The 14,650-nt window shown below is 61.5% G+C and carries 13 protein-coding genes; 8 read left to right on the top strand and 5 right to left on the bottom strand.

What is annotated here, in order from left to right; all coding sequences use genetic code 11:
* Nucleotides 1–5: 5 nt before the first annotated feature.
* The 5 genes from AC13CR_RS07060 (at nt 6) to AC13CR_RS07080 (ending at nt 4,873) form a co-directional block, all read left to right on the top strand.
* Nucleotides 6–890, top strand: coding sequence for a branched-chain amino acid ABC transporter permease (locus AC13CR_RS07060; protein WP_482900493.1), 885 nt, complete (start codon nt 6–8; stop codon nt 888–890).
* Between the two features lie 3 nt (nt 891–893).
* Nucleotides 894–1,946, top strand: coding sequence for a branched-chain amino acid ABC transporter permease (locus AC13CR_RS07065; RefSeq protein ID WP_028288587.1), 1,053 nt, complete (start codon nt 894–896; stop codon nt 1,944–1,946).
* Between the two features lie 34 nt (nt 1,947–1,980).
* Nucleotides 1,981–3,219: an ABC transporter substrate-binding protein gene (locus tag AC13CR_RS07070; protein ID WP_051630972.1), complete on the top strand. Its 1,239-nt coding sequence runs from the start codon at nt 1,981–1,983 to the stop codon at nt 3,217–3,219.
* A gap of 61 nt (nt 3,220–3,280) precedes the next feature.
* On the top strand, nt 3,281–4,072 hold the full coding sequence (locus AC13CR_RS07075; protein ID WP_028288589.1) for an ABC transporter ATP-binding protein: 792 nt from the start codon (nt 3,281–3,283) through the stop codon (nt 4,070–4,072).
* 12 nt (nt 4,073–4,084) lie between these two features.
* Entirely contained in the window at nt 4,085–4,873 is a 789-nt protein-coding gene (locus AC13CR_RS07080) for an SDR family NAD(P)-dependent oxidoreductase (protein WP_482900494.1), read from the top strand.
* Nucleotides 4,874–4,889: 16 nt separating this feature from the next.
* On the opposite strand, the gene AC13CR_RS07085 is transcribed toward AC13CR_RS07080, so the two are convergent.
* Nucleotides 4,890–6,002, bottom strand: coding sequence for a CaiB/BaiF CoA transferase family protein (locus AC13CR_RS07085; protein WP_482900495.1), 1,113 nt, complete (start codon nt 6,000–6,002; stop codon nt 4,890–4,892).
* 44 nt (nt 6,003–6,046) lie between these two features.
* Here AC13CR_RS07085 and AC13CR_RS07090 point away from each other — a divergent pair, with 44 nt between their 5' ends.
* From AC13CR_RS07090 to AC13CR_RS07100, 3 genes are read left to right on the top strand one after another with little or no spacing between them, the layout of a single operon-like run.
* On the top strand, nt 6,047–6,904 hold the full coding sequence (locus tag AC13CR_RS07090) for an enoyl-CoA hydratase/isomerase family protein (protein WP_482900496.1): 858 nt from the start codon (nt 6,047–6,049) through the stop codon (nt 6,902–6,904).
* Between the two features lie 16 nt (nt 6,905–6,920).
* Nucleotides 6,921–8,159, top strand: coding sequence for a thiolase family protein (locus tag AC13CR_RS07095; protein ID WP_482900497.1), 1,239 nt, complete (start codon nt 6,921–6,923; stop codon nt 8,157–8,159).
* Between the two features lie 16 nt (nt 8,160–8,175).
* The gene (locus AC13CR_RS07100; RefSeq protein ID WP_482900498.1) at nt 8,176–9,342 is read left to right on the top strand and encodes an acyl-CoA dehydrogenase family protein; all 1,167 of its coding nucleotides are present in this window, start codon (nt 8,176–8,178) and stop codon (nt 9,340–9,342) included.
* A gap of 111 nt (nt 9,343–9,453) precedes the next feature.
* Here the strand turns inward: AC13CR_RS07100 and AC13CR_RS07105 are convergent, their stop codons facing one another.
* The 4 genes from AC13CR_RS07105 to AC13CR_RS07120 are packed head-to-tail and all read right to left on the bottom strand — an operon-like array spanning nt 9,454 to nt 14,647.
* Nucleotides 9,454–10,608 (bottom strand): acyl-CoA dehydrogenase family protein, encoded by a 1,155-nt coding sequence (locus AC13CR_RS07105; protein ID WP_482900499.1) that lies wholly within the window; start codon nt 10,606–10,608, stop codon nt 9,454–9,456.
* A gap of 6 nt (nt 10,609–10,614) precedes the next feature.
* The gene (locus AC13CR_RS07110; protein WP_482900500.1) at nt 10,615–11,736 is read right to left on the bottom strand and encodes a CaiB/BaiF CoA transferase family protein; all 1,122 of its coding nucleotides are present in this window, start codon (nt 11,734–11,736) and stop codon (nt 10,615–10,617) included.
* Nucleotides 11,733–12,551: a citryl-CoA lyase gene (locus AC13CR_RS07115; protein ID WP_482900501.1), complete on the bottom strand. Its 819-nt coding sequence runs from the start codon at nt 12,549–12,551 to the stop codon at nt 11,733–11,735. Before AC13CR_RS07115 ends, AC13CR_RS07110 begins: the two co-directional genes overlap by 4 nt.
* Nucleotides 12,548–14,647, bottom strand: coding sequence for an acetate--CoA ligase family protein (locus AC13CR_RS07120; protein ID WP_482900502.1), 2,100 nt, complete (start codon nt 14,645–14,647; stop codon nt 12,548–12,550). The genes AC13CR_RS07115 and AC13CR_RS07120 overlap by 4 nt, the downstream gene beginning before the upstream one ends.
* Nucleotides 14,648–14,650 lie beyond the last annotated feature (3 nt).

Raw genomic sequence — 14,650 nt, forward strand, 5'->3', positions numbered from 1 at the left:
CGACAATGGTCTATTTCATCAATGACATCATTACCGGGGCTTTGATCGGCATTCTGTATTCGCTGGTGGCCATGGGCTTTGTTGTGATTTACCGCGCCAGCAAGGTGTTCAACTTCGCGCAGGGCGAGCTTGTGATCATCGGCGGGTTCATCGTCTGGTTCACAACGATGCAAGCGGGGCTTAGCCTTTGGTTGTCGATACCCCTTTCGCTGGTTCTGGCCGGGCTGGTCGGGTACGCAATCGAACGGATTTTCCTGACAAAGCTGATCGGTGAATCGGTTTTCTCGATGGTCATGGTCACCGTCGGCCTTTTGATCCTGCTGCGCGGTTTGGTGCTGCTTGTGTTCGGTCCCGCGGTAAGACCCTTCCCGATCATTTTTCCGCTGAAACCCTTGTTCCTCGGCGATATGTTGATCCCGATGAACCTCCTGATAGGTGGGATCATCACCATTGTCGCGGCCGTCGGCCTGTCGTGGTTCTTCAACCGGACCCGGTCCGGCCTCCGTATGACCGCTGTGGCGGAGGACCACGTCGTAGCTTCCTCGATGGGCATTTCGGTGAAAGGCTCGATTGCCGTTGCCTGGGTTCTCGGGGCAATCCTGTCCACAATTGGTGCGATGATCTTTCTCAGCGGCAAATCGCTGACCTTCCTGGCCTCGGATATCGGGTTCGCGGCCCTGCCGGTGGCGCTCTTTGCCGGGCTTGAGTCCATCGGCGGGCTTATTCTGGCAGGAATAATCATCGGCATCGTGCAGAGCTTGACCACCAACTACCTTGATCCGTTGATCGGTGGCTCGCTCGGCAGTGTCGTTCCATACATCATAATGCTTGCCATTCTGCTGATCCGGCCGACCGGCCTGTTCGGCTGGCGCACAATCGAACGGGTGTAATCCATGGATCCTTCTGGCGTATTCCCGACAAGCTATCGCAGTGACAGACGTTTGATCCGAACGCGCTGGCAGTTTCTGGCCCTCGTCGTATTCATGGCTCTACTGCTGTTGGCGCCTTACCTGGTGAGCAGCCGTATCATCGCTATCCTGAATATGATGATGATCAGCGCCGTCATCGCCGTCGGGCTTCAGATCTGCACCGGCTATGCGGGCCAGATCAACCTGGGTCAGGCGGCGTTCATGGGGGTCGGCGCCTATACGGCCTCGATACTGGCCTCGAAGACCGGCCTTACGTTTCTGCTGACCATTCCTCTGGCCGGGCTCTCGGCTGCGCTGTTCGGCTTTCTCTTTGGCTTGACCGCGGCGCGGATCAAGGGGTTCTATCTGGCACTGACCACGATTGCAGCTCAGTTCCTGTTCCACTTTGCCGTATTGAACCTGCCGTCAACCTGGCTGGGTGGATCGAACGGTATCACCGTGCCCCCGGCCGAGCTTTTCGGGCAGCGATTTGTCAGCGAATCTTCGCAGTTCTATCTGAATTTCGCCGTGACCGCGATCATGGTGGCGGGCGCGTTCGGGATCGTTCGGTCACGCTTCGGCCGTGCCTTCGTGGCGGTCAGGGATGATGACGTGGCCGCGGGTATAATGGGGATCAATGTCGCGGCCACAAAGGCAAATGCCTTCCTGATCGGCGCTTTCTATGCGGGCGTCGGCGGGGCGCTTTGGGCCTATCTGATCCGCTTCGTGGGGGTAGACCAGTTCACCCTGTTTCACTCGATCTTCTTCGTCGCGATGATCATCGTCGGCGGGATGGGTTCAATCGTGGGGGCCCTGATCGGCGTCTTCATTATCCGCATCATCCAGGAAATTATCGCGACGGTCGGCCCCAATATCGCCGACTCGGTATCATTCCTTGGCGGTGACATCGTGTTCGCTGGCATGAATGTCGTTCTTGGCGGCGTGATCGCATTGTTTATGATCCTCGAACCCAAGGGGCTGATGCACCGCTGGAACATCCTGAAGTCGTCATACCGTATTTGGCCGTTTCCTTACTGAGAAATAGAGCGGCTCTAAACCTGGGAGGAAGAATATGACTTACCAATCGAATCGAGGTCTTCGCGGCTTACTGGCAGCGGCTGCCTTGGCGGCCGCGGCGACCATGCCTTTGAAGGCGCAGGCCGAAGAGACCTATAATCTGGCCCTGCTGTCGGACTTTTCCGGCCCTTATGCTGACATCATGCCCATCCTGGCAGGCGGACGCGAAGCTGTGTTCACCTGGTGGAATGAAACCCGCGGCAAGGAACTTGGCGTCACGCTGAACTACAAAAACTACGAAACCCGCTATGACGCGGCACAGGTGGCAAGTCTCTGGCCCGGGATCAAATCGGAACTGGACCCGATTGCGGTTGTCGGCCTCGGCGGGCCTGACGTCGCGGCCCTTTCCGAACGCCTGCCGGAAGACAAAATCCCGATGTTCATGGCCACAGCGGCCTACGGTTTTGCCTGGCAACCGGATGCCTGGATTTTCAACCCACGCCCGACCTATTCGCACGAAAGTGTCGGCTTTCTGAACTGGATGCGTGAACAGCGCGGAGGAGACGAACCGCTCAAGGTTGCGATCCTCGCCTCCGAAGCATCGCCTGCCTATGTCGACATGGCAAAGGGCCTTGAACTCTATGCCGAAGAGCACCCCGAGGAGATCGACCTCGTCGAGGTCATCTATACCGAAGTTCAACCCACCGATCTGACGGGGCAAATGCGCCGCGTTGTACGAGCCGGGGCCGAGGCGCTGGTAATCCAAACGAACACCTCTATCGTGGTTGCCGCGAAACGTGGGCTGCAGGCCAACGGGGCGAACATCCCGATCATGATGAGTTCGCATAACGGGCTTCCAGCCTCGGGTGGCGCGCTTGGCGGGCTTGAGCAAATGGAGGGGGACTTTGAAGCCTACGGCATGGCGATTGCGGCCGATGAGGACACTCCCGCGCGACAATTCTACGAGACATTGGTAGCCGATTACGGACTCGAAGCACCTTGGAACGTCGTGACTGCAATGGGCGTATCTCAGGGTCTCTATACCGTGACCGTGATCGATCACGCGATCGAGGCGAACGGCGCCGAGGGCCTGACCGGAGAGATGGTACGTGAGGCGCTTTTTGCCAAACCGATCACCACCGAAGAAACCCATGGGTTCCTGCCGACCTTGTCCTTTACGCCAGAAGCACCGTTCCCATTGGAAGGCCTCAAAGTGAATGTGGGCACCGTCAAAGATGGGAAAATCACCATCGCGGCAACGGGTGTCGACGTTCCGCAAGTTGAGAAATGGTGAATTAATCCGGGCGCCGCAGTCGCGGCGCCCGTTCTGATCCTTAGCCCCGGGCAATATGACCATGCTGGAACTCAACAACGTAGAGGTGACATATTCCGACGTCATCCTGGCGCTCAAAGGCGTGTCCATGACAGTCCGTGCGGGACAATGTGTTGCTCTGCTCGGTGGCAATGGCGCAGGAAAAAGCACGACGCTTAAAGCCATCTCGGGAACGCTCAAATCCGAGGATGGAACCGTTTCGGCGGGGTCCATCGTTCTGGACGGAACTCCCATTCAGAACATGGAAGCCTCGGAAGTCGTGAAGAACGGTCTCATCCATGTGATGGAAGGGCGGCGCGTTTTGCGGCATCTGACGTCAGAGCAAAACCTGATCGTCGGCGGGCACATGGTGCCCAACTCCGCCGAGCTGAAAAAGCGCCTGGACCATGTTTACACCTTGATGCCCCGGCTTGCGGACCTGCGCAACCGCACCTCTGGCTTCATGTCTGGTGGCGAACAACAACTGCTGCTGATCGGCCGGGCCATGATGGCCAGCCCCAAGATCATCGCGATCGACGAACCGTCGTTGGGATTGGCCCCGATGATGATCCGGGATGTTTATGAAGTGCTCAAGCAGCTCAAGTCAGAAGGCACGACCTTCTTCCTGGTCGAACAAAACAGCGCCGCGGCGCTATCGATCGCCGACTATGCCTATGTGATGGAGAACGGCCGGATCGTGATGGACGGCCCTGCCGACAAGCTCGCTGACAACGAGGACATCAAGGAATTCTATCTCGGCGTCACCGCATCGGGCGAGCGCAAAAGCTATCGAGATATCAAACACTATCGCCGCCGGAAGAGATGGCTGGGATAGAAAGGAACGAAGATGAGTAACCTGCTTTCCATCAAAGGTCGTACCGCATTTGTAACCGGAGCGGGGCAAGGCGTTGGTCGGCAAGCCGCGCTTTATCTGGCGGAACACGGAGCCGGTGCCATCGTTGTCAACGATTTTCACGCCGAACGGGCCGAAAGCGTTGCCGCGGAAGTGGAGGCAGCGGGTGCAAAAGCTCTCCCGCTCGCGTTCGACGTCTCGGATTTCGACGCGGTTGGCGCGGCGTTTGCCGAAGCTCAGAACGCCTTCGGCGGCGTGGATATTCTGGTCAACAATGCGGGCAACGCCGGGCCGACATCGCGGCTCGACGATCTGGTCCCGTTTTGGGAATCCGATCCGGCCGAATGGCGCCGCTGGATGGCCACCAATTTCGATGGGGTCCTGAACTGCACCCGTCACGCCATGCCCTTGATGGTCAAGGGTGGCTATGGGCGTATTGTGACCGTCATTTCCGACGCCGGCCGTGTCGGTGAACCACATCTGGCGGTTTATTCCGGGGCCAAGGCCGGCGCGGCAGGCTTCATGCGGGCCATCGCCAAGGCCGGTGGCCGGTTCGGCATCACCGCGAATTGCGTCGCCCTGGGGGGCACGAGAACCCCCGCTGTTGCCGACCTGATCCCGGATGCAGAGACCGAGAAGCGGGCATTGTCGCAATATGTGATCCGCCGCCTGGGCGAGCCGGAGGACCCCGCCGGAATGATCCTGTTCCTCTGCTCGGATGCCGCCAGCTGGATCACCGGACAGACCTATCCGGTGAATGGCGGGTATTCGTTTGCCTGCTAGAGCCGAATTCGGACGGCTACCGCCTCCAGGTGGCGTCGTCCGAAAAAACGCTGTCATTATCTGCCCCAAGCTCAGGGGGCAGATCCGGTGTCGCGGTTTCGAAGCCATCAAATTTCAACGGCTGGACAATGAACGTCTCGGCCTTGCCGCCCTCATGCGTGATCGTGCGCAGCAGATGGCGCGCACGCACATGAGGGTCGTCCAGCGTTTCGACCAGGGAATTGACCGGCCCCCATGGCACCCCCGCCTTGTCCAGAAGATCGCCCCATTCGGCGCGCGTCTTGCCGACCAGAACCGCCGCGATTTCTTCGCGCAGCGCGGCCTTGCGGGCGACACGGTCGCGGCCTGTCAACGGCGCAAGATCCGCCCTGCCGATCACATCGCAGAACGGTTTCCAGAACCAGTCCTCATGCGCGATGGACAAGGTCAAGAGCTTGCCGTCTCTGCAGGTGAATACGCCATAGCCCGGTTCGGCGATAAATTCGCCCAGCGGTGTGCCATTGGCGGCTGGAACGAGGAATGCGGTCAACATCGAAACCACCGCATCCGACATGGCGACGTCCACGTAACGCCCCTGCCCTGTGCGCTGGTTCGACACCACCGCCGACAGGATTGCGATCGCCGCGAACAACGCCGCGCCAACATCCGCAAGGGGGATCGCCGGCACAGGGCCGGGCTGCTTTGCATCGGCCTGATCGGCCAGCAAACCGCCAACCCCTTCATAGCTCAGGTCATGGCCAGCCCTGTCACGATAGGGGCCGTCCTGCCCGTAACCCGAAATCGATACATAAACCAGCCGCGAGTTGACACTGCGCATGTCCTCGAAACCGGCACCCAAGGCCGCAAGCTTGCCAGGGCGGAACCCTTCGACGATGACATCCGATTCCTTGGCCAGTTCGCGAAACCGTGCCAGCCCCTCGGCCGATTTCAGATCCAACGCAACGCTGCGCTTGCCTCGGTTCAGTGCCCGGAACAAGGGCGGAAATTGCCGGGCCGGATCGCCGACACCCGGTCGTTCGATCATGATCACCTCGGCTCCCATGTCGGACAACAGCATTGTGGCATAGGGACCGGGAAACTGTTCGGCAAGGCTGAGAATTTTCAGGCCGGCCAGGGGTGCAGTGCTCATATCAATCTCCAGCTCTTTTGTTTTCCACGTGCGGGTCCGCCCGAGTGCAGCGCAAATCGCCGCAAAAGACAAGGCGAAAAACCAATAATATGTATAATTATCAGGAGCTTAGCATGAGTGAAGCAAAGCAGACGCTATTCGTTGAGCGGGTCGCAAAAACTGAATGGATTACCTTCCAGCGCACCGAACAGCTCAACGCAATGTCAACGCAGATGCTGCGCGAGATGGCGGCAGCACTGGAATCGGCGCTGGCCGACGATGGGGTGCGTACAATTGTCCTGACCGGCTCTGGCCGGGCGTTCTGCGCCGGTGCCGATCTGAAAGAAGTTGCGGGCGCCAAACATGCGCCGGGCGAGCCGGATCTGCTGGATCTTGTCGATCACACGTTTGGTCTGATGCGACATGGCCCGAAACCGGTAATCGCCGCCGTGAACGGGCTGGCCATGGCGGGCGGTCTGGAAATGGTGATGGCCTGCGATCTGGTCTTTGCCGCCGAAAGCGCCCAGCTCGGCGATGCACATTCCAATTTCGGGGTCTTTCCCGGAGCAGGCGGCGCGGCAATCCTGCCGCGCAGGATTGGCCTGAACCGCGCAAAATACCTGCTGTTCTCGGGCGAGAACGTTTCGGCACGGGAAATGATGGACTGGGGGCTGGTCAACAATGTCGTCGCGGACGAAGACCTGCGCCACGCGGTGCAGGCCTTTGCCGACAGGTTGGCAGACAAAAGCCCGGCAGTCTTGCGCCGCATGAAGACGGTCGCCAATCGGTCGCTGGACGTGGACGAAACCGCCGCGCTCTCCGAAGAGATGCTGAACCTGCGCGCGCACATGCGGTCCTGGGACATGCACGAGGGTCTGTCGGCGTTCAATGAAAAACGAAAACCGCAGTTTCGCGGGTACTAGGTCAGGAGGACAAACGATGCAGGACATTTACGTCGTTGGCGTCGGGATGACGCCGTTCGGAAAGTTCCGGGACAAAACCGTGAAGGGCATGACCGGCGAGGCCGTCGCCGCCGCGCTTTCCGATGCCCGAGTGACGGCAGATCGTATCGACGGCGCATTCTTCTCGAACGCGGTGCAGGGCCACATGGAGGGCCAGCACATGATCCGCGGCGAAATCGCGCTGCGTGAAATGGGCATTCAGGGCATTCCGGTGGTGAATGTCGAAAACGCCTGCGCCAGCGCCTCGACCGGGTTCAAACTGGCAGTCGATTTCCTCAAGGCCGGCAATGGCGACTGCTGTCTCGCCGTGGGCGCCGAAAAGATGTATTCTGACGACCGTGCGTTGATGTTTTCGGCCTTCGACAGCGGCTGGGACGTCAGCAACAGCGAAGAGGTCGCGCAACGGCTGGCCGATCTGGGTGCAGGGGTCGAGGAACCCGAAGGATCGAAATCGCCCAAGCCCTACAGCGTGTTCATGGATGTCTACGCAGGCTTCGCCCGGCTGCACATGAAGACCTTTGGCACAACTCAGGAACAGTTCGCCGCCGTCGCCGCCAAGAACCATGCGCATTCCGTGCATAATCCACTGGCGCAATACCGAGAAGCCATGAGCGTCGATCAGGTATTGGCCGCGCCGCCGATCACCTATCCGCTGACCCTGCCGATGTGCGCCCCGATCTCGGACGGGGCCGCTGCGGCCGTTTTATGCACCGGCGAGGGGATAAAACGTCTGGGCCTCGATCCCGCCCGCGCCATCAAAGTCAAGGCCGCGATCCTGCGCTCGGGCACCGACCGTCCGCCGGAAGATTACAAGAACCACCTGACCCGGCTTGCGGCGCTTGAGGCCTATGAACAGGCCGGGATCGGCCCCGAGGATATATCGGTGGCCGAAGTGCATGACGCCACGGCCGTGGGCGAAGTGATCCAGATCGAGAACCTCGGGTTTGTCGAATTCGGCGAGGGCGGTCCCGCCAGTCTGCGCGGCGAGACAAAGATCGGCGGACGCATTCCGGTGAACCCTTCGGGCGGATTGGAATCCAAGGGCCACCCGGTCGGGGCCACAGGGATAGGGCAGGTTTTCGAACTGGTCACGCAACTGCGCGGCGAAGCTGGCGCGCGTCAGGTCGAAGGGGCAAAGAACGCCATCGCCGAAAACGGCGGGGGGTTGCACGGAGTAGAAGAAGCGGCCGCCTGCGTCACCATTCTGGGCCGCTGAAACAAGGAGAAGAACCATGGAAAACGTGATCGCCGCCGCTCAGGCAATCTATACAGATGAGCAACGCATGTTGCTGGAAAACTTCCGCAAGATGGCCGAGGCAGAGTTCGCGCCGCTGGCCGAGAAATACGAGAACCTCGGCCACCCGCCCGATGCGAAAACCCTGAAGTCCCTGTTCGCCAAGGTCGAGGAATTCGGGCTGATCAGCGGCCTGATCCCCGAGGAAGACGGCGGAGCCGGAATCGACCGGATGACCTATGGCATCCTTTACGAGGAATTGGCCCGGATATGGGCCGATCTGGCAATTGCGGTCCTGATCCAGGGTCATGCCGTGTTCGCGATCAACCTCCTAGGAAATGCGGCGCAGAAAGAGGCCTATCTGAAGCCGCTCCTGCGCAGCGAACGGATCTGTGCCACCTGTATTTCCGAACCAGAGGTCGGTTCGAACGTGCGCGAGGTCAAGACACGCGCGGACCGCGAGGGCGACAGGATTTTCGTCACTGGCCAGAAGCTCTGGATTTCCAATGGGGCCCAGTCGGATTTCGCCATCGTTGTCTGCAATCTGGACGACGGTATTTCCATGGTCATCGTCGACCGCGACACCGGCAAATACGAGAGCCGCGAATTGCGCAAGATGGGACTTGTTGGCGCATCGACCTGCGAATTGTTTTTCGACCGGGCGGAAACCACCGCCGAGCATGTTCTGGGTAATGCAGGCGGCGGCCTGTTCCAGACGTTGAAACTGTTTGAGAGCGCTCGCGTGTTTGTCGGCCTGACGAGCATTGGCATTGCGCAGGCGGCGTTGGAATGTGCCGTCAAATATGCGCAGGATCGCCAACAACATGGTAAGCCGATCGGCGGGCACCAGTTGATTCAAGGCTACCTGGCCGACATGGCCACGCACCTGGATGCCGCGCGCCTGTTGTGCCAGCGCGGGCTGCAACTTCTGGACCTGGGCGTGCGCTGTGACACCCAGACCTCGATGGCGAAATGGTATGCGACGGAAATGGCTGTCGAAATCGCCGGCAAGGCCGTGCAGATCCACGGCGGCAACGGCATCACCAAGGAGTTCCCCGTTGAACGGCACTTCCGCAATGCCAAGGTGATGCCAATCCCGGACGGAACGACCGAGATCCAGAAACTGGTGATTGGACGCAACCTGACGGGCCTGAATGCGTTCTGAAACGCGCGCGGGCCGGAACGGCACAGACGGTGCAGCCATTGCATGAGCGTTCCCACCCAACGGCGCAACGCAGTCCGATGCAAGCGTTGCCTCGGGCCGGGCTTTAGGCAGTCAGCCCCGCAGGGCTGAGATGCCTAAAGCCCCCTGTGCCAGAAGCAGCGCCTGAAGCTGGTTGGTGCCTTCAGCGATCGTGAGATGTCGCACATCGCGATAATAGCGCTCGACGGGGAAATCACGGGTGTATCCGGCCCCGCCGTGCACTTGCAGGGCAGTCTCGCAAACCCGCAGAGCCGTATCGGAGTTGTGACGCTTGGCCATGGAACAGGCCCGGCCGCGATCCGGTGCCCCGCGATCCAGCGCGTCAGCGGCCCGGCACGCCAGCAACCGCGAGGTTTCCACGCCAGTCATCATATCTGCGATCATCTGCTGGACCAGTTGAAACCCGCCGATCTTGCGTCCGAACTGTTCTCGCGCGCCCGCATAACGCAGCGCCGCCTCATAGGCGGCAATTGACAGGCCCAGGCAGGTGAAAGAAACGAAACAGCGCCCCACGTTCAGATAATGCTTGGCGATGGCGAACGCCTCGCCCTCGGCGCCGATCAGGTGGTCTGCGGGCAGCAACACGTCCTCAAACAGCAGCTCGCCTAGCGGGCATGAATTCATGCCCATGCTGCGGACCTCTCGGGTTGAAAACCCTGCTGTTCCCGCCTCGACCACGAAGGCCGATACCCCCGCGCGTTCGCCGTCGCCCGACCGCGCGAAAACCACCCCCAGATCGGCCCCGGTCCCGTTGGAAATATACAGTTTGCGTCCGTTCAGCCGCCAACCATCACCGTCGCGCCGGGCACGCGTTTCCACGTTGCTGGCGTCCGAACCGACGTTCGGCTCGGTCAACGCAAAAAAGGCTGTCTTGCGACCCGAAACCAGGTCGCTCAGCCACCTTGCCTGTTGCTCCGGCGTGCCATGCTGCGCGACGATCATCAGGACAAGGTTCGACGTGCTGACAATGCTGCGCAGCGACGGCCATACCTGAGACAGCTCGCACAGCAGCGTGCAATACGTCAGATAATCAAGACCCGTGCCGCCTTGCGCCTCTGGCAAAAGACCGCCCAGCAGGCCGAACTCGCCCATCTTCTGCAAGACCTCGGCGGGCGGCATTTTGTGGGCGTCCTCATGGTCTTCGACCAGCGGCGCCACCTTGGCGTCGAGGTACTTGCGGAAACTGCGCCGGGCAGTTTCCTGCCAGTCGTCCAACTCGAACTGCATCGGTCCTCACTCCAGGGCTGCGATTTGCGCCAGTATTTCGGCCTGATGCTCGCCCACCTCCGGGACCTGCCCTGCCGGCGCGCCGATTCCCTCCATCCGCACCGGGAAAGCCAATACCTTTGCCTCGCCCGCCGCGCACACCATACCGCGCGCCTTCAGATGCGGATCGCTCGCCAGATCCTTCAAGGTGTTGACCGGGGCAAAGGGGACGTCCTCGGCTTCGAATACCGTTGCCCAATGGCCGTAAGGCTTCGTCCCGATCAGCGGCGCAAGCGCAGCCTGGATGTCATCGGTGCGGGCCGTTCGCGCCGCGTAATCGTCAAGTTCGGGATCATCGAAACCGGTCAGGCCCGTGGCCCGGATCAGCCGGCGGAAGAAATGAGTTTCAATCGCCCCTATGGTGATGAACTTACCGTCTGATGTCTGGAAGATGCCATAGGCAGCCCGGCGCAATATGTCGGCCTTTATGACTTCACGCCCGGCGCGGCGGGCCGCGTCCCACACTCCGTAGCGGGGCGCGACCCAGCTGGCCAGCGCATCGGTGATCGACACATCCAGATATTGTCCATGGCCCGTGGCATCGCGTGCGCGCAATGCGGCCAGGATGGTGATTATCGCATACATGGCCGCCGACAGATCCCCGATCGGCACGCCCGTCGTGTATTCGGGCGGCCCGTCAGGCGCACCCGAAATGGCCACCGCGCCTGCCATCGCCGCGTAGTTCAGATCATGGCCCGGCCAGTTCCGCGCCGGGCCGGTTTGGCCATAGCCACTGACCGAACAATAAACGAGGCCGGGATTAAGCGCCGAAAGCGTCTCATAGTTAATACCTAGTCGCGTAGTGACCCCGGGTCGGTAGCCCTCGATTACCACGTCGGCCCGTTCTGCCAGACGCAGGAAAGCAGCGCAGTCGGTGTCATCCTTGAGGTTCAGCGAAATGCTCTTCTTGCCGCGGTTCACCGCCGCAAAGAGGCCGGGAAACATAACCCGCGCGGCATCGCCCTCAGGGCGTTCTACCTTGATGACCTCGGCCCCCATCTCGGCCAGTTGCTGGGTGGCGTAAGGGCCGGGCAACAGCTCGGTCAAATCGAGAATCCGCAGCCCTGCCAGCGGTGTGATCGCTTTCATTGTTGCTTTCCCCGCTTCTCCGCGCGGGCCGGGTCGGCGATCCCGGCGAGCTCGGCAGAGTCGTCCTGTTCCAGAATCATATCCCAGATCTTCTGTCCTTGCGGGTTCTCGCGCTCCTCCATCAGATGCGCCAAAAGCCCGGCGGATCGGCCGATCAGCGCGAATGCCCTGGCCCAGATCGGGGCCAGTCCCATGTCAGTCACGGTGGCCCCGACCGCGCCGGCCGCGTTGATCGGCAGGAGGCGGCCATATTCCTCACGCGCGGCGGTCTCGACAGCCGTCATGAAGCGCCAGTGCCGCCCATCGAACCCGTTCTCGCTGGCGATGCGGCGCAGCACAGGGGTGCGTGGATCGCCTTGAACATGGATCGGATGGCCAAGGCCCGGGACGATGCGGCGCGCGGCGCGAAACGCGCGCACCACCTCGCGGGCGCGGGCGTCATAGGCCGTGTCGTCATCGTCGTCAGTCAGGCCGCCAATTTCTTCGCGGGTGAAGGCGGCGGCATTCTGCATTGTGCCAAGGAAGTGATTCCCTGCCCCCAGAAGACCCGCGGCCACCGCGCCCTGCAGCGACTCGGGCGCGCCGAGGATGGTCATTCGCGCGGCAATGGCACTTGGGGTAAGGCCGTGATCGGTGGCCGTCACGATGATCGCGTTGGTCATCGCACGGGTGCTTGCATCGGGCTCCTTTCCGGTGGCGGTGAAATAGATCATGTCGATGAAATCCATCTTTCCGAGGATGTCATCGGCAAGATCGCGTCCGCGCACATAGATACGGTCGCGGGTGGTGAAGCCGATATCCGTCTTTACCGTCATTGATGTGCCTTTCCTTGTATGTAGCTTCGTGCGCGCAGGATCACTGCGTCGAGCACGGTGGCGCCCTCGGAGCCGGCGTGTACCGGGTTGAGATCGACTTCCTCAATGTCACTGTGCGACCCCAAGGTGGAAATGGTCACAAGAAGATCGGCCAGCGCGCCCAGATCGGCACCGGGGCGCCCCCGCAAGGGGTCCAGCAAGGCGCGGCCACGGATCTCGTCAATCATCGCCATTGCTTCGGAGCGTCCGAAGGGCGCCGCGCGGTGCGTCACGTCGGCAAGCGCCTCGACCATCACGCCGCCCAGGCCGAAGCTCACCACCGGGCCAAATACAGGATCGCGGTGAAGTCCGATCATCACTTCGATCCCCTGCCCCTGTTCCATCCGCTCGACCAGGGCGCGGTCCAACTGGTGGCCCCGCGCGGCAAGCGACGCGGCCATTTTGTCCCAGGCCACGGCGAGCGCGTCAGCATCCGTCAGCCCGACGGCCACGGCCCCGGCTTCCGTTTTGTGTAGAAGACCTGGCACAAGCGCCTTGAGCACGACCGGAAATCCGATCTCGTGCGCCGCTTCCTCAGCCTTTCGGGCAGTGGTGACAACGCGGCCTTCAGGCACTGTCAGGCCAAGGCTGGCCAGCGCCGCCTTGGCCGACGCCTCGTCCAGTTCGCCGGAAGGAAGCTCGGGCAGGGACGGGGGTTGCGCGGCTGAAAGGCTCCAGTCGCCGCGCCAGATCAGTCGCTTCAGCGCGGTCACCGCCTTACCAAGACTGCGAAAGGGCGCCAGCCCCGCCGTATTCAGCGCGGCATAACCAGCGGCACGATGCCCGCTCATCCAGACCGGCACGAGAAGTGCCCCGCCGTCCGACGCCAGCGCAACCATATCGTCGGCGGATCGGTCGGTGATCGAACCGTAATCGGCCGGGATCGGCAAGAGCACCACATCGGTGGCCGGATCTCGCGCCACGAACGACAGGCAGTCGCGATTGAGCGTGTCTTGGGTAAAGACCTGGGTGGTCAGGTCCACCGGGTTTTCTAGCGCTGCGTAAGACGGAGCCACTGCGCGCAGACCGGCGCGGGTATCGGGGGCCAGTTCGGATAGGGTCAGCCCTGCGCTGCCCACCATGTCGGCGGCCAGCGCCGCAGTGCCACCCGAAAAGGAATATACGCAGATTCCTTTGCGTCGCGCGATGCCCGCCCGTTCGAACAGCGCTGCGGTGTCGATCAGCTCGTCCAGATCGTCCACCTCGACGATGCCGTGCTGGCGGAACAGTGCCGAGGTAACCGCCGCCGACCCTGCCAGCGCGGCGGTATGCGAACGGGTAGCGGCCACGCCGTAGTCGGATTTGCCAACTTTCATCGCGACCATGGGCTTTCCCGCGCGGGCTGCGGCGCGGGCAGCGCGCAGGAAACGTGGCCCGTCGCGGACCCCCTCGGCCAGAAGCGCGACAACCCGGATATCAGGATCGCCCACCATGTGGTGCACGAAATCGGCCATGGTCAGATCTGCTTCGTTGCCGGTGGAACACCACAGGCCGGTGCCGATGCCGCGCTCGCTGGCCTGTATGAAGGCGCGACCCAGCCCGCCGCCCTGTGTGACAAGCCCGATGCCCCCGCCTAGCCGGTCGTCCTTGAACACCGGAGAGAAGGTCAAGCCAAGGCGGCGGTTGATGTTACTAAACCCTGGCGAGTTCGGACCATAGATACGCATCTCGCTTTCCCACGCGATGGTGGCCATTTCGGCCTCGATGGCGCGACCCTTGGCCCCGGTCTCGCCGAAGCCCGAGGTGAAGACCACCGCAAATCCCGTTCCCGCTGCCGCACACTCGCGCAGGGCCGGGATCACCGCGTCGGCCGGAACGCACAGCACCGCCACATCAACAGGACCGGGCAAGGCTGACATGTTCGGATAGGCGCGCAAGCCCAGAACCTTGTCCCGGCCGGGATTGACGGGAAAAATATCGCCCTCGAAATCGGAATGTTCGGCAAGGTTGCGCAGCGTGTCACACCCCACGCTTCGCGGCCGTTCACTGGCCCCCAGGATTGCCACGCTGCGTGGCGACAAGAGCCGCGAAAGATTGGGAAAATCGCCCTCACCCATCGG

It is taken from the genome of Paracoccus sp. L-17, assembly GCF_056857655.1.

Bases quoted from the DNA above. Each gene is read 5' to 3' on its own strand.
- AC13CR_RS07065 (WP_028288587.1), top strand. From the start codon at position 894: ATGGATCCTTCTGGCGTATTCCCGACAAGCTATCGCAGTGACAGACGT.
- AC13CR_RS07060 (WP_482900493.1), top strand. From the start codon at position 6: ATGGTCTATTTCATCAATGACATCATTACCGGGGCTTTGATCGGCATT.
- AC13CR_RS07070 (WP_051630972.1), top strand. From the start codon at position 1,981: ATGACTTACCAATCGAATCGAGGTCTTCGCGGCTTACTGGCAGCGGCT.
- AC13CR_RS07115 (WP_482900501.1), bottom strand. From the start codon at position 12,551: ATGACGGTAAAGACGGATATCGGCTTCACCACCCGCGACCGTATCTAT.
- AC13CR_RS07095 (WP_482900497.1), top strand. From the start codon at position 6,921: ATGCAGGACATTTACGTCGTTGGCGTCGGGATGACGCCGTTCGGAAAG.
- AC13CR_RS07110 (WP_482900500.1), bottom strand. From the start codon at position 11,736: ATGAAAGCGATCACACCGCTGGCAGGGCTGCGGATTCTCGATTTGACC.
- AC13CR_RS07120 (WP_482900502.1), bottom strand. From the start codon at position 14,647: ATGGGTGAGGGCGATTTTCCCAATCTTTCGCGGCTCTTGTCGCCACGC.
- AC13CR_RS07080 (WP_482900494.1), top strand. From the start codon at position 4,085: ATGAGTAACCTGCTTTCCATCAAAGGTCGTACCGCATTTGTAACCGGA.
- AC13CR_RS07100 (WP_482900498.1), top strand. From the start codon at position 8,176: ATGGAAAACGTGATCGCCGCCGCTCAGGCAATCTATACAGATGAGCAA.
- AC13CR_RS07075 (WP_028288589.1), top strand. From the start codon at position 3,281: ATGCTGGAACTCAACAACGTAGAGGTGACATATTCCGACGTCATCCTG.
- AC13CR_RS07105 (WP_482900499.1), bottom strand. From the start codon at position 10,608: ATGCAGTTCGAGTTGGACGACTGGCAGGAAACTGCCCGGCGCAGTTTC.
- AC13CR_RS07085 (WP_482900495.1), bottom strand. From the start codon at position 6,002: ATGAGCACTGCACCCCTGGCCGGCCTGAAAATTCTCAGCCTTGCCGAA.